The sequence below is a fragment of the Bordetella flabilis genome (assembly GCF_001676725.1).
Classification (GTDB): domain Bacteria; phylum Pseudomonadota; class Gammaproteobacteria; order Burkholderiales; family Burkholderiaceae_B; genus Bordetella_C; species Bordetella_C flabilis.
This window is the reverse complement of sequence record NZ_CP016172.1, coordinates 313,574-328,705: the sequence shown is the minus strand read 5'-3', so window position 1 is coordinate 328,705 and position 15,132 is coordinate 313,574. Positions and strand designations below refer to the sequence as shown.

Here is a 15,132-nt window from a genome sequence, read left to right as displayed (position 1 = left end):
CCTCCGCCAGCGCGGCCCTTCCCATGCCCGCTGTCACCGCCGCCCATCCCGGCGCCTCTTCCTCCTCCGCCGATGGCTCCGTCGCCGCGTCGCGCGGTGACGACACGCCTGCCCCCAAACGAGGGCGGCGCCCCTTCTACTTCGCCGGACTGCTGGTCGTGCTGCTCGGCGCGGCATGGTACGGACATCACTGGTGGTACGAAGGCCGCTTCATCGAGGACACCGACGATGCCTATGTGGGCGGCGACATCGCGGTGCTGGGCGCCAAGGTGCCCGGCTATATCGCCATGGTGGCGGCCGGTGACAACCAGGCAGTGCGCGCCGGCGACGTACTGGTCAAGCTGGACGACCGCGACTACCGGGCCGCGCTGGAAAAAGCCGAAGGAACGGTCGCGGCCGAACAAGCCCTGCTGGAGAACCTGGACGCGAACCGGCGGCTGCAGGAAGCCGTGATCCTGCAGGCGCGCGCCACGGTGGCCGCGGCCGCAGCCGAAACCGTACGCACGCGCCAGGACCAGGTCCGCTACAAATCGCTCTCCGGCAGCGCCGCCGTGTCGCTGCAGAGTTTCCAGAAGGCCGATTCGGACTACAAGCAGGCGGTGGCGAACCAGCAGAAGGCCGACGCCGCACTGGTGGCCGCGCAGCGCGCCCTGGAAGTCATCGATACCCAGAAAACCCAGGCCCGGGCCGCCCTGGCCCAGGCCATGGCCGACCGCGAACAGGCCCGGCTGAACCTTTCCTACACGACGCTGCGGGCGCCGATGGACGGCACGGTCGGAAACCGGCGCGCGCGCCAGGGCGCCTACGCGCCCGCGGGCGCGCAATTGCTGGCGCTGGTGCCCGCGTCGGGACTATGGGTGGACGCCAACTTCAAGGAAAGCCAGCTGGCCCGCATGGCGCCCGGCCAACGCGCCACCATCGTGGCCGATATCCTGCCGGACCGGGTCTTCCATGGCCGCGTCGCCAGCCTCGCGCCGGCCACGGGGGCGCAGTTCAGCGTCCTGCCGCCCGAAAACGCCACGGGCAACTTCACCAAGATCGTGCAACGCGTTCCCGTGCGCATCGTGCTGGACGAAGAGGATGCGCGGCTGGGCCTGCTGCGCCCGGGCTTGTCGGTGCGCGCCGACGTCGACGTACGACCGGCGCCATGAGCGGCGCGGCCGTCGCAGGCGGGGCGCTGCGCTCGCCCGCGGAGATGCGCACCGGCGAGAAGGTCTTTGCCTTCTCCACCATGTGCCTGGGCATGTTCATCGCCTTGCTGGATATCCAGATCGTATCGGCATCGCTCAAGGACATCGGGGGCGGCCTGTCGGCGGGCGTCGACGAAACCGTGTGGGTACAGACGTCCTACCTGATCGCGGAAATCATTGTCATCCCGCTGTCCGGCTGGCTGGCCCGGGTCATGTCCACCCGCTGGCTGTTCTGCGCCTCGGCGGCCGGCTTCACCGCGGCGAGCCTGCTGTGCGGCTGGGCCTGGAACATCGAAAGCATGATCGCGTTCCGCGCCCTGCAAGGCTTCCTGGGCGGCTCCATGATTCCGCTGGTATTCACCACGGCCTTCGCCTTTTTCGCCGGTCCGCAGCGCGTGCTGGCGGCGGCGACGGTGGGCGGCCTGGCCTCGCTGGCCCCCACCCTGGGGCCCACGGTGGGCGGCTGGATCACGGACCACTACTCCTGGCATTGGCTGTTCTTCGTGAACCTGGTGCCGGGCGTGTTCGTCGCCATCATGGTGCCCATGTTCGTGCGCGTGGACCGTGCCGACCCGTCGCTGCTGCGCGGCGCCGACTATCTGGGCATCGTCCTGCTGGCGCTCAGCCTGGGCTGCCTGGAATACACGCTGGAGGAAGGCCCGCGCTGGGACTGGCTGGACGACCCGACCATCCTGGCCACCGCATGGGTGGCGGCGCTGGCCGGCATCGGCTTCGTCTGGCGCTCGCTGACCTATGCGCATCCGATCGTCGACCTGCGCGCGCTGAAGGATCGCAACTTCGCGCTGGGTTGCCTGTTCTCCTTTGTCAGCGGGGTCGGGATCTTCGCGACGATCTACCTGACGCCGCTCTTCCTGGGCCACGTGCGCGGCTACAGCGCCCTGCAGATCGGCACGGCGATCTTTTCGACCGGCCTCTTCCAGATCATGTCGATTCCGCTGTACACGATGCTGGCGAACCGCGTGGACCTGCGCTGGCTGCTCATGGCCGGGCTGGCCTGTTTCGCCTTTTCGATGTGGAACTTCGCGCCCATCACGCACGACTGGGGCGCGGGGGAGCTGCTGCTGCCGCAGGCCTTCCGCGGCATGGCGCAGCAGTTTGCCGTCGCCCCCACCGTCACGCTGACACTGGGCAGCCTGTCGCCGGTGCGCCTGAAACTGGCATCCGGGCTGTTCAACCTGATGCGCAACCTGGGCGGTGCGATCGGCATCGCAGTGTGCGCGACCCTGTTGAACGATCGCACCAACCTGCATTTCTACCGGCTGGCGGAACACCTGAATGCGACGAACGAAGCCATGAATGACGTGCTGGCCCGCGTGACGGCGCAGGCGGCCCACTGGGCCGGCGATCATGCCGCCACGGTGGGCCTGGCCCGGCTGTGGTCGTTGGCATACCGGGAAGCACAGACCCAGGCCTACGGCGATGCCTTCCTGGCCATCATGGCGTGCTTCATCGGGGCCACGGCCCTGGTGCCGCTGATGCGCAAGGTCCAGCCGCCGCAGGCGCCGTCCGCCGACGCGCACTGAAGCGCGCGGGGCTCGGGGTGGGGCGCGATGCCGCGCGTGCGGCGACGCGGTACGCGGCACGCAGGAATGCCGCGCCCGCGACGCCAACTCAACTTATTGGTTCCGGGCGGGAACACATCCACGGGATAGGGGACTCATCCGCGTTCCGACACGGCAGGGAGCCGCCCGTGCCATTCCGCATCGCCTACGCCATCACATCCCAATGCCCGTGACGCGACAGGACTCGACGCCGATCGGTGCGGTGCATCCATCCGGCATGCCGGGGCCTGCTCCCCATGCGCGACGTCCGGCACATGGGCATCATGGCGATGCCGCGGCACCGGCGTTGCGGGAGGCGCGAGCCGGCGCGCCCGCCCGTGCCGCGCAGGCGCGCCACGGCTCCGCCCCGGCCGGCGGCGTGCGTCGCCTGTTGTCGTATTGCCTGGGCGGCGGGCAGCGCCAGGCGGCGCTCCCGTACGACGGCGCCGCGCACCGCATCGCCGTGTCCCTCCGCGACCTGGCCGGCTTGCTGTGCGCGCGCGAACGGGAGCAACGCCTTCCCGCCGCCGCCACGAAATGCCTGAAGACCTTGTGCATGGACGCGCGCGGGCCGGGCCGGGCACCGACCCAGCATGATGCCGATGCGGCGCACGCCGCGCTGCTCGCCGGTCTGGCGGCGTGCACCGCCGACATGGAGCTGGGCGCGCTGTCCATCCTGTATTCCGAGCTGTCATCCGGTCCGCAGCGGACCAAGGCACTCGTGCAGCCTTTGCCCTGCAAACTGCGCCCCGCCGCCGGCGACATCCTGGACGCGATGGAGCGGGCCGTGGTGCGGGAGCTTGCCGTGCGCATCGGTTCCGGGCACGTCCGCATGCTGGTGCAGGCGGCCCACGCTGGACAGCGGGATCCGGCCACCCTGGCAGCGCCGCTGACCCAATTGCATGCGATCGGGGTGTGGCTGGCATCCCCGGCGCGCCCGGCGGCGCAGGTACTGGATCTGCTGCTGGATGACCTGCCCGACGAAGACCTGGGCGCACTGGCCGTACAGGCCTGGCCGGCGCTGTCCGCCATCGACTGCGTTCCGGCTGCAGCCACCGTGGCGCCGGCCGCCGAGCTGCGCGGCGGGGATCGGGGCCGGACAGTCGCCGACACGGACGTGGACGACGTCAATATCGCCGGCGATGGCGAAGGCGAAGGCGATGACGACGGCGATGGCGAAACGCGCGGCATGCCCGCCGGGACGGAGCAGGCTGGCGTCGAGGCGATGTGGGCCTCCTGGCGCTCCGGCTTGCGCATCCAACTGCACCACCGCGATGCGCGCGCGGCCGCCAGCGCCGCCGAAGCGGTGCGCCACAGCGACCGGCTGGGAGGGTCCATCGCCACGGCCATACGCGACGTGTACACGATGCTGGACCGCCAGGCGCTGTCCCTGGCGGGCGGCTTTCCGACGGCCGGCGCCTTGCGGGAACACCTGCGTGACGAAGCCCTGGCGCTGGCGCTGCAATACCTGCCTGCCGCCCTGCGCCACGCCGGCTTGCTGAAGCTGCCGGCGCGGGGATTGGCCTCTTTGCGGGGCTCGATGAACTCCCTGCCTGAACTGCTCCCCCTGCAAGCCACCGTGGGGCAATCCGTGGGCGCGGTATGCGAAGGCGTGCTGGACATCCACCATAAGGCCGTCGACGTCGCGCTGGAGAGCCTGCGCCATGCCATCGCACGCGGGGACCGCGCGGGGGCGTCGGTGTGCATGAAGCGCGTGGGCATGGCGCTGGCCCGGCTGGCGGAGGTCGACACGGCCTTCCAGGCGCCCATGCCGGCGGCGCTGCACGGGGCCGTCCAGGACGCCGTGGCACGCACGCGCGAGCTGCTGTTCGGGCACCCCGCCGGCAGCGGCATGCAGGAGGCGCGCATGCAGGAAGTGGCCACGGAGGAAGTGGCCACCTCGAAAGCCGGCACACAGGAAGTGGCCACCTCCAGTGCCGGCACGCAGGCAGCGGATATGCCGCCAGCAAGCACGTCCGATCCAGGCATGCCGGAAGACCTGCCCGGCCGCCTGCGGCAACTGTCGGATGCGGAACTGGGGAACCTGCGCGCCGCGGCCGGCGCCGTGGCGCCCTTCGCGGTGCTGGTGGACAAGGCGGCGCTGATGGCGGAAATCCGCCGCCGCAGCGGCATGCCGGACCCGGCGCGTGGCCAGTTGGCGGCATTGCTGGACGCGGTCGCCGCGCCCGGTTCCAGCGTGTTCGATATCGTCGCGCGGCTGCGCGACATCGCCGACACGTTGATGGACTTCATGCAGGCCCGCGTCCTGTTGGGCGATCCCATGGATACCGACGACCGCACGGCCCTGGTCAACGCCTGGGTGGACCAGGTGCTGGATGGCCGAGGCGGCGCCATGCCGGCGGCCGCGCTGCGCGACGCCATCCGCCACGCCGGCATGATGGGCGCGGCGCTGCGGCAGCTCGTGCCGGCCCTGGCGCAATACGCCGCCGATCTCTCCGGCCGCGATACGGCGCGGTTGACGCGCACGCTGGTCGTCCTGCAGATGGCCTGCTATGTCGTGTACTCCCTGCGACACGCCTGCCAGGCCCGCGCCGATGGCATGGCGGCGCCCGCCGATGACGCCTTGCCCGACCATCCCGCGCTATGGCAAGCGATCGCCAACGAATTCGGCGTGCAGTGGTGCTGCGCCACGGAGACGGCGCGGCCACGATTGTCCGCGGCCGATCACCAGCGTTTCGAGGCCGCCCTGCTGGCGCGGGCCGATGCCCGTACGGTGCGCTGGACGCCCGTCAACCTGCCCGTTCCCGGCGAGGGCGAGCAATGGTACATGGTGGCCGGAGCCTTCGCGCAGGATGCGCTGCGACGGCCGGGCATTTCGCTGGCCCTGGACGGCGTCGGCGCCCAGGGCGGCACGGTGCATCATCCGGGCTTCGATCCACTGCTGGCGGGCCAGGAGCGGCTGGCGGCGGCCGGCGCCGCGGTAAAGGCGCTGCACAGGCTGGCCGGCAGGTCGGCGAAGGCGCTGACGACGTTGATGTGCCAGCGTGCGGCCGATGCATTCGTGACCGTGCTGGCGCAGCAGGACGAGCCGGCCTTCCAAACAGCCGAGGCCGGCGGGCGGGCTGCCGTCGAGCCGGCCTGCATGCATGTGCACCTGCAACGCTGGCCCGAGGGCGATTACCATCTGCGCTTTCGCCTGCGCTATCGCGTGCCAGGCGGATCAGAGGACGCGGTCGGCATGGCGGGCGCGGAGGACGCTGAGGACGTGGCGGATGCGGAGGATGCGGCGGACACGATGGGCACGGAGGGCGCGGCGCCGTCCGGCAGCGTGGCGCACATCGACGCCACCTTCTGCGTGGCCCTCGATACGGACGGCGCGATGACGGGACTGGCGGAACCCCTGGACGTCCGCTATCGGCTGGCCGCGCCGGCGCCGGCAGTGCATAGCGAAGCCGGGCAGAGCACGATGGAAGGCGCGTAGCGCCGTTGGCCTTCGAGCCATAGGGCCATTGGACCATCCGGCTCCAGCCTCGGCCGCCTTTCAAGCCGTGGCGGCCTCTACAATGCGGCTCTGCAGCCGGCTTCCGGCGCGGCGGCCGGTATCCGGGATCTTCATTCCCCGCCCCGCCTGCCGCCCACCGACCGCACCGACAACAAAGGCCCCGCAGATGAAGCTCTCCGACATCCCCTTCGGCACGACGGACTGGTCGACGATCGAAGCGACCGAACACGCGGGAACCACCGGCAAGGCGTATTGGCGCACGCGGCAATTCGGCGACATCCGCGTGCGCATGGTCGAATACACGCCCGGCTATCTGGCGGACCACTGGTGCAGCAAGGGGCATATCCTGCTTTGCCTGGCCGGTACGCTGGAGACGGAGCTCGAGGACGGTCGCCAATTCACCCTGCGGCCCGGCATGAGCTACCAGGTAGCGGACGCCGCCGAGGCGCATCGCTCATCGACAGCGAACGGCGCCACCTTGTTCATCGTCGACTAGGGCGGTCCATGCCCGGAGCGGCGCGCCGCCACGCCGCATGCGGGCGCGCGCGGCGCCTTGCACGATGCGTTCGTAATGGCCCCTAGCCGCGCGGACTGCTGTAGCGGGGCGAAAACCGCGCATACCAGACCAGCGCCGCCGCGCACAACGCCGTCACCGTGCTGGCCAGGAAGGCCGAGGCGATGCCCAGGTTCTGCGCCACCACGCCGGCGGCCGGACCGGCCATGGCCAGGCCGAGGTCGAAACACGCGAGGTAGGCGCCGATGACCAGGCCACGGTTCTCCGGCGCCACCCGCTTCATCGCCTCGACGCCCAATGAGGGAAATACCAGGGAATACCCCACGCCCGTCACGGCCGCGCCCAGCAGCGCCGTCGCGGCGCTGTCGGCATGCCAGATCAGCAATTGCCCGACCGCCTCGACGATGAGCGAGAACCCCGCCACGCGGTAGCCGCCGGCGCGGTCGGGGACTCCGGCGAAGAACAGGCGCATCACGATATAGGTCACGCCGAAGGCGGTCAGCGCGGCGCCCGGATTGGACCATCCGCCCGCCAGGTAGAGGGGCGGCAGGAACGCTGCCATGGTGCCGAAGCCGGCGGAGGCCAGGGCCAGCGCCAGGCCAGGCAGCCAGATGACGCCCACCACGCGCAGGAAAGACACGCGCTTGCCGCGCGGCGGCGCCACGTCGGTCCAGCGCGTCGCCATGATGCCGCCCACCAGCGGGCACACGATGGCGATGGCCGCGACAAGGATGAACCCACCGGCCTGCAGCAACAGGCTGCCCACCGGCGCCCCGAAGGCCATGGCGCCGTACATGGCGATGCCTTGCCAGGCCATGGCGCGGCCCGCGTGGGCGGCGCCCACCCGCGCGATGCTCCAGGTCGCCAGGGAAGTAATGAACAGGCTTTCGCCCAATCCCAGCAGCAAGCGCCCGGCGACCAGCAACAGCAGGCTGGCCAGCGGCACGTGCACGACCAGGCCGGAGACGAAATACAGCAGCGCGGCCGCCGACGCGCTGCCGAAGCCCAGGACCGCGGTGAACTTGGGGCCGCGCGTGTCGCAGAGACGGCCCGCGTACTGCCGTGTCAGCAGGGTGGACAGCGATTGCGCGCCGACGACGCAGCCGACCATGACGCTGCCGTACCCCAGGACATGCCCCACCTGCGCGGGCAATACGGAAAGCGGTATGCCGATCGAAAGAAAGCCGAAGAACACCGCCAGCGAAAAAGGCAGCAACTGGCGGACGACGTCGGGTTTGGGGCTTGGGTTCATACCGGTCCGGATACACGAGGGGCGCCGCCCCGCGTAACGGGACAGCGCGCCGATTGTATGCGCCGCCGACGGCGGCACGGCCGGCCCGGGCAAGCCCGGTCGGCTGCGGACAAGGACGGGGCCTAGTTCGGTACTCATCCGTTCGCATCATTGACGCTCCCCGGCGCGGGCTCTAGCTTGCTTGATGGCATCGTGCATACGCGCGATGCCTCGCTCCGGCCCTCGCCCCGATGGTGTATTGACCATCCCGCAGCGCTTGCGACGGCCCACCGGCACCACCCACCACCGGAGGTAGCGCATGAACCAGGAAACCCTGTCCGACCCGACCCCCCGTGTTTCGCCCCCGGCAGCACCCGGCGCCAACGTGACGGTCAGCATGACCGTCAATGGCGCGGGCACGACGCTGTCCGTGGATCCGCGCCTGTCCTTGCTGGACCTGTTGCGTGAGCAACTGCACCTGACCGGCACCAAGAAAGGCTGCAACCAGGGCGCCTGTGGCGCGTGTACCGTCCTGGTCGACGGCCGCCGCGTCGTTTCCTGCCTGGCGCTCGCCGTCCTGCACCAGGGCGCCAAGGTCACCACCATCGAGGGACTGAGCCAGGACGGGCAATTGCATCCGCTGCAGGCGGCGTTCATTGCGCATGATGCCTTCCAGTGCGGCTACTGCACGGCGGGGCAGATCATGTCCGGCGTGGCGTGCATCGCCGAAGGCCATGCCGCCACGCCGGAGGACATCCAGTTCTGGATGAGCGGCAATATCTGCCGCTGCGCCGCGTATCACGGCATCAATGCGGCCGTGGCCTACGCCGCCAGGGAGGCCTGACCATGCTGCCCTTCACACTGCAACGCGCCGGCAGCGAGCGCGACGCCATCGCCATGGCGCGGGCCGGCGGACGCTACATCGCCGGCGGCACCACGCTCGTGGACCTGATGCGCGAAGAGGTCGAGCGGCCCGAGGCGCTGGTGGACATCAACGGCATCCCGCTGGACTATGTGCGGGAGGAAGACGGTGAACTGGTCATCGGCGCGTTGACGCGCATGTCCGACGCCGCCGCCCACCCCTTGACGCGCCAGCACCAGCCCTTGCTGGCCGAGACCCTGATCGAGGGCGCTTCGCCGCAACTGCGCAACATGGCGTCCATGGGCGGCAATCTGCTGCAACGCGTGCGTTGCCCCTACTTCCGCATGCTGGACGCGCCCTGCAACAAGCGATTCCCGGGCAGCGGCTGCGCGGCCATCGACGGCTTGCACGCCGGCCATGCGCTGTTGGGCGGCAGCGCGGCCTGCATCGCCACGCATCCTTCCGACCTGGCCGTCTCGCTGGTAGCCCTGGACGCCACCGTCCGCGTATTGGGACCGGGCGGAGCGCGCAGCTTCCCCGTCGAGCAACTGTACCGGCTTCCGGAAACGACGCCGCACCTGGAACACACGCTGCTGCCGGGCGAACTGATCACCGAGATCCGGGTCCCCGGAGGCCCCCATGCCCGCCGTGCGCGCTACCTGAAAGTGCGCGACCGCGCCTCCTACGAATACGCACTGGTATCGGCAGCCGTGGCGCTCCATATCGTGGACGGCATCATCATGGAGGCCCGCATCGCATGCGGCGGCGTCGGCACGCGGCCGTGGCGCATGCGCGCCAGCGAAGACTGCCTGGCGGGCCGCAGCGCCGGCGATGCCGCGTTCGACGAAGCGGGACAAGCGGCGCTTGCCGGCGTCCAGCCCCTGCGCGACAACCGCTACAAGGTCCCGTTGCTGGCGCGGACCGTCAAGCGGGCCCTGGAACTGGCCAGCGAGGCGCAGCCATGAACGCCACCATGGGAACACCGGTCGCGCGCGTCGACGGCCGGCAGAAGGTCACCGGCGCAGCGCGCTATGCGGCGGATTTCGACCAGGACGGGCAGGCCTATGCGGTCATTGTCGGCGCGACGGTCGGCCTGGGCGAGGTGCTGGCGATCGACGACGCCGCGGTCCGCGCATTGCCCGGCGTCATCGACGTCCTGACGCATCTGAACGCGCCGCGCCTGCCCTACGCGGAGCGGCGCAGCTTCATCGATCCAGGCGCCGGGGAACGCCTGCACGTATTGCAGGATGCCCAGGTTCGCTTCCATGGGCAGCCGGTCGCCGTGGTCATCGCGGAAACGCTGGACCAGGCCGAACATGCCGCGCTGGCCTTGCGCGTGCGCTACCAGGCCGCGCGTCCGGTTGTCGACCCGACCGACGACACGGTCGGCGAGATCGTCCCGGAGGCCTTCGGCGTGGAACGCGCCGACCACGTCCGGGGCGCGCCGCAGGCGGACGCGGCAGTCGACGATGTGGCGATCGACGCGCACTACGAGATCGCGCGCCAGAACCATATGCCCATCGAGCCGCATGCCACGATCGCGGCCTGGCACGGCGACACCTTGCGGCTGTGGAGCAAGAGCCAGTTCGTCGCCAACGAGCAGGCGGAAATCGCCGCGATCTTCGGGTTGCGCGAGGACCAGGTGGACGTTGTCTGCCCCTTCGTCGGCGGCGCCTTCGGCACCAGCCTGCGTACCTGGCCGCACGTGACCCTTGCCGCCATGGCGGCAAGGGTGTCGGGCAGGCCGGTCAAGCTGGTGTTGACGCGCCGGCAGACCTTCCACGCCACCGGGCATCGGCCGCGCTCGCTGCAGCGCGTCGCGTTGAGCGCCGCCCCCGACGGCGCACTGCGTCGCGTCATCCACGAGGGCCGTGGCGAAACCAGCCGCTTCGAACAGTTCACCGAGGCCATGACATCGGCGACCTCCTACCTGTATTCCTGCCCCAACGTCCATACGCGCTATCGCCTGCTGCCCCTGGACGTGTCCACGCCGACCCATATGCGCGGGCCCGGCGAAGCCAGCGGCATCCTGGCCCTGGAATGCGCCCTGGACGAACTGGCCTATGCCCTGCGCATCGACCCGCTGGCGCTGCGCCGCCGCAACGAACCGGCCCAGGACGAAGGCGCGCGCAAGCCCTTCTCCAGCCGCGCGATGCTGGATTGCTATGCCATGGGCGCGGACCGTTTCGGCTGGTCGCGCCGCACCATGGCGCCGGGCTCCATGCGCGACGGGCGGCTGCTGCTGGGCTGGGGGATGGCCGCCACTACGTACCCGACCTTCTTCGCACCGGCCAGCGCCCGGGCCCGGATACTGCCCGATGGCCGTTTCGAAGTGGAAGCGGCGGCGAGCGACATGGGTCCCGGCACGTATACCTCCATGACCCAGGTGGCGGCCGACACGCTGGGTGTCGCGCTGGACCGCGTCACCGTCAGCCTGGGCCGTTCGGCGTATCCCCCGACACCGCCGCACGGCGGGTCCATGACCATGGCGTCGGTGGGAAGCGCCGTGCTGGCCGCGTGCCGCGAACTGCAGGCCGAACTCGCGCGGCGCCTGCTGGGCGACCCCGAGGCGCCTTTCGGCGGCGCGCCCCTGGATGAACTGACCTGGGGCAAGGGCGCCCTGTATCGCACCTCGTCACCCCAGGACGCGCTGCGCTACGAGGAGATCATGGCGCGCATCGGCGGCCAGCCGATCGAAGTTGGCGCGACCGGCAGCCGTGACGACAAGGCAGGCGACACCTATTCCATGCATGCCTTCGGCGCGGTGTTCGCGGAAGTGGCCATCGACCCGGACGTTTGCACCATGCGCGTACGGCGCATGGTGGGCGCCTACGACGTTGGCCGCGTCATCAACCCGCGGCTGGCGCGCAGCCAGTGCCTGGGCGGCATGATAGGCGGCATCGGCATGGCCCTCATGGAAGCCACCGCGCTGGACCCGCGCGACGGGCGTCCGGTCAACGCCCACATGGCGGACTACCTGGTGCCGGTCAACCGCGACATCGGCGAGCTCGACGTCTGCTTCGTGGGCGGCCACGATGCGCATGCCAACGCGCTGGGGGTGAAGGGCGTGGGCGAAATCGCACTGGTCGGCGTGGCGCCCGCGATCGCCAATGCGGTGTTTCATGCGACCGGCAAACGCGTGCGCCGGCTGCCGATACGCATCGAGAACCTGCTGGAGCCAGGCGTGGAGGCTTGAAGCTGCGCGGCAGCCGCCCGCCTGTCGCGCGCCGTCATGCCAGCATCGGCACGACGGCGCGCGCATCTCCGCTATTTGCCGAATCGCACCACGGCCTTGCGCGACGCCTCGGTCTGCGGCAAGGACGCGAACTCGCCCAGGCTGACGGGCTTGGTCGGAAAACGCAGCCGATAGTAGCCGACCTCGCGGGGGTGTACGCCGCGTTCCTGCGCGATGAGTTCGGTCACGGTCGCGCCGCAGAACCGGCCCTGGCAGGGCCCCATGCCGCAACGCAGGAAGGCCTTCATCTGGTTCACGCCGGTACAGCCCAGCTGCACCGTGTCGCGCACCTGCTGCGCCGTGACTTCCTCGCAGCGGCAGACGATGGTCTCGCCGGCCGGGCGCCGGAAGGCCGGGGCGGGCCGGTACAGGGTGTCGAAAAAGGCGCGGCCGCGCGTGGCGCGGGCGTGCGCCCGCAGGGCCTGCGCCGCGCCCGCATCGCGCTGTTCGCGGCTGATCGTGCCCAGGACATGCGCGGCATGCCAGGCCGCGACGCGGCCGCCCTGCTCGGCCGCCAGCGCCCCCGCGATACCGCCGCCGTCGCCCGCCAGGCTGACGCCGTCCAGGCTGGTGGCGCCCCAGCGGTCGACCACCGGTTCCCAACAGGCCAGCCTGTCGTTCCAGTCGCAGGCCAGGCCCATGGCCCGCGCCAGATTCAGGCCGGGGATGACGCCCTGGTGCAGCAGCAGATGGCGCGCGGCCTGCACACGCTCGGCCGCGCCGACGCGATAGCGTACCGACTCCAGGCGCGCCTGCCCTCCGGCGCGCAGGTCGGTAACGTGCCTGGCCACCGGGATCGCGGCGCGCACTTCGCGCAGCAGTTTCCAGCCCTTGGCCAGGTAGGGCGAGCGCAGGAAGCCCCAGGCGTGCGGCAAGGCGGCGCGCGCATTCGCCGCGGGCGTCGTATCCAGCAGCAAGGCGACGGGCGCCCCGGCGTTCAGGTACTGCCATGCCAGCAGGTACAGCAGCGGACCCGAGCCGGCCAGCACGGCAGGTCCTTCAGGCGCCATGCCCGCGGACTTCAGCAGGATCTGCGCGGCGCCCGCGCCCAGCACGCCCGGCAGTGTCCATCCCGGAATGGGGAAAGGACGCTCCTGCGCGCCGGTCGCCAGCAGGACGTGGCGGGCGTGCAGCAGATTCGCCGCCCCGTCCACCGAATAGGCCAGCTCCCATGCCGGTGAGTCCCTGGAGACAACCGCGCCGCGCGTCGGCGCCGATGCCGGCATGGCGGCAGACCGCGCGGAGCCGGACACAGGGTGGGACAGCGCACGCGACACCGGCGCGGCGGCCCACACGGTGGCCCCGGGCAGATGGCGGGCGCCGCAGGCCCGGAAGGGTTCCAGCAGCGTCTCGCCATGCCAGTAGTCCTTGCCCAGCACGGCGCGGGCGGCCAGTGGCGTATGCGTGATGGCGCGATAGATCTGCCCGCCCGGCGCGGCCTGCTCGTCCAGCACGACGACATCCAGTCCCAGGCCGGCGGCCGTGGTGGCGGCGGCAAGCCCGGCGGGGCCGGCGCCGACGATGGCAAGATCGCAGCATTGCGGGGCCGTCATGGCTGCAGCTCCCGCGCGCCGTCCTGGCGCCGCACCGACATGCCGGCGCGCACCGGCGTCATGCAGGCCTGGCGATTCGGCGTGCCGTCGATTTCCACCAGGCAGTCGAAGCACACCCCCATCATGCAGTACGGTCCGCGCGGGCTGCCGGACACCGGCGTGCCGCGGCAGGCGTCGAAGCCGTGCGCCAGCAGGACGGCGGCGACGGTATCGTGCGCGGCGCAGGACAGCAAGCGCCCTTCCACCGTAATGGTGACCGGGTCGTGTGACGCCACGGGCGTCGCGAGGTCAAGTCGTTTGAACATCGAAGCGATCGGTAGAAAAGGGAAGGAAGGCGTCGTCCAGCGCGCCCGCGGCGATGCGCGGCGCCAGCGACAGCGCATGCGCGGCGGCCAGCGTGACGCCGCTATGGCAGGTGGCCACGAAGGCACCGGGACAGCGCGTCGATTCCTGGTACACGGGAAAGCCGTCGCGCGCCATGACGCGCAGCGCGGACCAGGTCCGCACCACGCGGACGTCGCGCAGGGCGGGCAGCGTGCGTACCGCGCGGTCGGCCAGGGTCGCCAGGACGGGCAGGCCTAGGCTGGCGTCGTCGAAGCCGGCCTCTTCCTGCGAATCGCCCACCAGCCACGTGCCCTCATCGGTCTGGCGCAGCGTGACACAAGGCAGCGGCAGGTGGCGGCGCGTGCGCTCCAGCACCATGATCTGGCCGCGCTGGGGCCGCACGGGCACATCCAGCCCCACTTGCGCGGCGAGCGCCTGGTTGGCCAGCCCCGCCGCGATGACGAGCCTGCGTGCGCGCAGCTCGCCGCGCGGCGTGGCCACGCGGAAAAGGCCTCCGCCATGCGAGCCATGCCCGCCATGCGGTGCATGCGAAGCCGGCGACGGCTCGCGCAGGACCCCTTGCAAGTCCCCGTGCATGCCTTCGTGCGACACGGATTGCGCCGGCGTGCGCGGCAGGTAGTGCACGCCCATGCGGGCGAACGCGGTATGCAGCGCGAGCAGCAGCTTGAGCGGGTTGAGGATGCCGTCACGTTCAGACCAGATCGCGCCTTGCACGTCCGGTCCCACGCCGGGCAGCGCCTGCGCGGTCTCGTAGCGGTCCAGCAGCTTCCATTCGTACTTCGGCATGCCCGGCTGCGCGTGCAGGCGCCGCATCGCGGATACGCGCGCCTCGATCTCGCCTTCGCTCATCAACGGCGTCAGGCCGCCGGGCTGCTCCAGCCGCACGTCGATCCCGGTCTGATCGAGCAGCCGCGCGGCGAAAGCCGGCCACAGGCCCGCGGACTCGACGGTCCAGCGTGAATACGCCGCCATGCCGATGCCCTTGCTCTGCACCCACACCAGGCCGAAGTTGCCGCGCGACGCGCGCCATGCCACGTCGCCTTCGTCCAGCACGGCCACGCGTTCGAACGCGCCGCGCAGGCCGTAGGCGATCGCGGAGCCGACCAGGCCGCCGCCCACCACCAGCGCATCCAGGACGCCGTCGAACGCCCCGCGGTCACCGCCCGGCATCCCGGCC

Annotated in this window: 11 protein-coding genes; 7 read left to right on the top strand and 4 right to left on the bottom strand. The window is 70.9% G+C overall.

The genetic code is table 11. The annotated features are described in order from the left end of the window. Positions 1-23 precede the first annotated feature (23 nt). The 4 genes from BAU07_RS01475 to BAU07_RS01460 all read left to right on the top strand — a co-directional run bounded on the left by BAU07_RS01475 (position 24) and on the right by BAU07_RS01460 (position 6,711). Positions 24-1,151 (top strand): HlyD family secretion protein, encoded by a 1,128-nt coding sequence (locus BAU07_RS01475; RefSeq protein ID WP_066664518.1) that lies wholly within the window; start codon positions 24-26, stop codon positions 1,149-1,151. Beyond that, complete coding sequence (locus BAU07_RS01470) at positions 1,148-2,734, top strand: DHA2 family efflux MFS transporter permease subunit (protein WP_066653099.1); 1,587 nt, start codon at positions 1,148-1,150, stop codon at positions 2,732-2,734. The genes BAU07_RS01475 and BAU07_RS01470 overlap by 4 nt, the downstream gene beginning before the upstream one ends. 202 nt (positions 2,735-2,936) lie before the next feature. Next, a complete protein-coding gene (locus BAU07_RS01465) occupies positions 2,937-6,194 on the top strand; it encodes a hypothetical protein (RefSeq protein ID WP_157121912.1) in 3,258 nt (1,085 codons plus the stop codon). A gap of 187 nt (positions 6,195-6,381) precedes the next feature. After that, positions 6,382-6,711 (top strand): DHCW motif cupin fold protein, encoded by a 330-nt coding sequence (locus tag BAU07_RS01460; RefSeq protein ID WP_066653095.1) that lies wholly within the window; start codon positions 6,382-6,384, stop codon positions 6,709-6,711. A gap of 82 nt (positions 6,712-6,793) precedes the next feature. Here the strand turns inward: BAU07_RS01460 and BAU07_RS01455 are convergent, their stop codons facing one another. Continuing rightward, complete coding sequence (locus BAU07_RS01455; protein ID WP_066653085.1) at positions 6,794-7,981, bottom strand: MFS transporter; 1,188 nt, start codon at positions 7,979-7,981, stop codon at positions 6,794-6,796. A 298-nt stretch (positions 7,982-8,279) separates the two neighbouring features. Here BAU07_RS01455 and BAU07_RS01450 point away from each other — a divergent pair, with 298 nt between their 5' ends. Genes BAU07_RS01450 through BAU07_RS01440 form a run of 3 tightly spaced genes read left to right on the top strand, consistent with a single transcriptional unit; the run spans position 8,280 to position 12,018 of the window. Next, the gene (locus BAU07_RS01450; protein ID WP_084025077.1) at positions 8,280-8,804 is read left to right on the top strand and encodes a (2Fe-2S)-binding protein; all 525 of its coding nucleotides are present in this window, start codon (positions 8,280-8,282) and stop codon (positions 8,802-8,804) included. A gap of 2 nt (positions 8,805-8,806) precedes the next feature. Beyond that, complete coding sequence (locus BAU07_RS01445; RefSeq protein ID WP_066653075.1) at positions 8,807-9,787, top strand: FAD binding domain-containing protein; 981 nt, start codon at positions 8,807-8,809, stop codon at positions 9,785-9,787. Beyond that, a complete protein-coding gene (locus BAU07_RS01440) occupies positions 9,784-12,018 on the top strand; it encodes a xanthine dehydrogenase family protein molybdopterin-binding subunit (protein WP_066653073.1) in 2,235 nt (744 codons plus the stop codon). Before BAU07_RS01445 ends, BAU07_RS01440 begins: the two co-directional genes overlap by 4 nt. A gap of 71 nt (positions 12,019-12,089) precedes the next feature. Here the strand turns inward: BAU07_RS01440 and BAU07_RS01435 are convergent, their stop codons facing one another. From BAU07_RS01435 to BAU07_RS01425, 3 genes are read right to left on the bottom strand one after another with little or no spacing between them, the layout of a single operon-like run. Continuing rightward, positions 12,090-13,610, bottom strand: coding sequence for an FAD/NAD(P)-dependent oxidoreductase (locus tag BAU07_RS01435; protein ID WP_066653072.1), 1,521 nt, complete (start codon positions 13,608-13,610; stop codon positions 12,090-12,092). Then, the gene (locus BAU07_RS01430; RefSeq protein ID WP_066653069.1) at positions 13,607-13,915 is read right to left on the bottom strand and encodes a (2Fe-2S)-binding protein; all 309 of its coding nucleotides are present in this window, start codon (positions 13,913-13,915) and stop codon (positions 13,607-13,609) included. The genes BAU07_RS01435 and BAU07_RS01430 overlap by 4 nt, the downstream gene beginning before the upstream one ends. After that, the gene (locus BAU07_RS01425) at positions 13,899-15,125 is read right to left on the bottom strand and encodes an NAD(P)/FAD-dependent oxidoreductase (RefSeq protein ID WP_066653066.1); all 1,227 of its coding nucleotides are present in this window, start codon (positions 15,123-15,125) and stop codon (positions 13,899-13,901) included. Before BAU07_RS01425 ends, BAU07_RS01430 begins: the two co-directional genes overlap by 17 nt. Between the last annotated feature and the right edge of the window lie 7 nt (positions 15,126-15,132).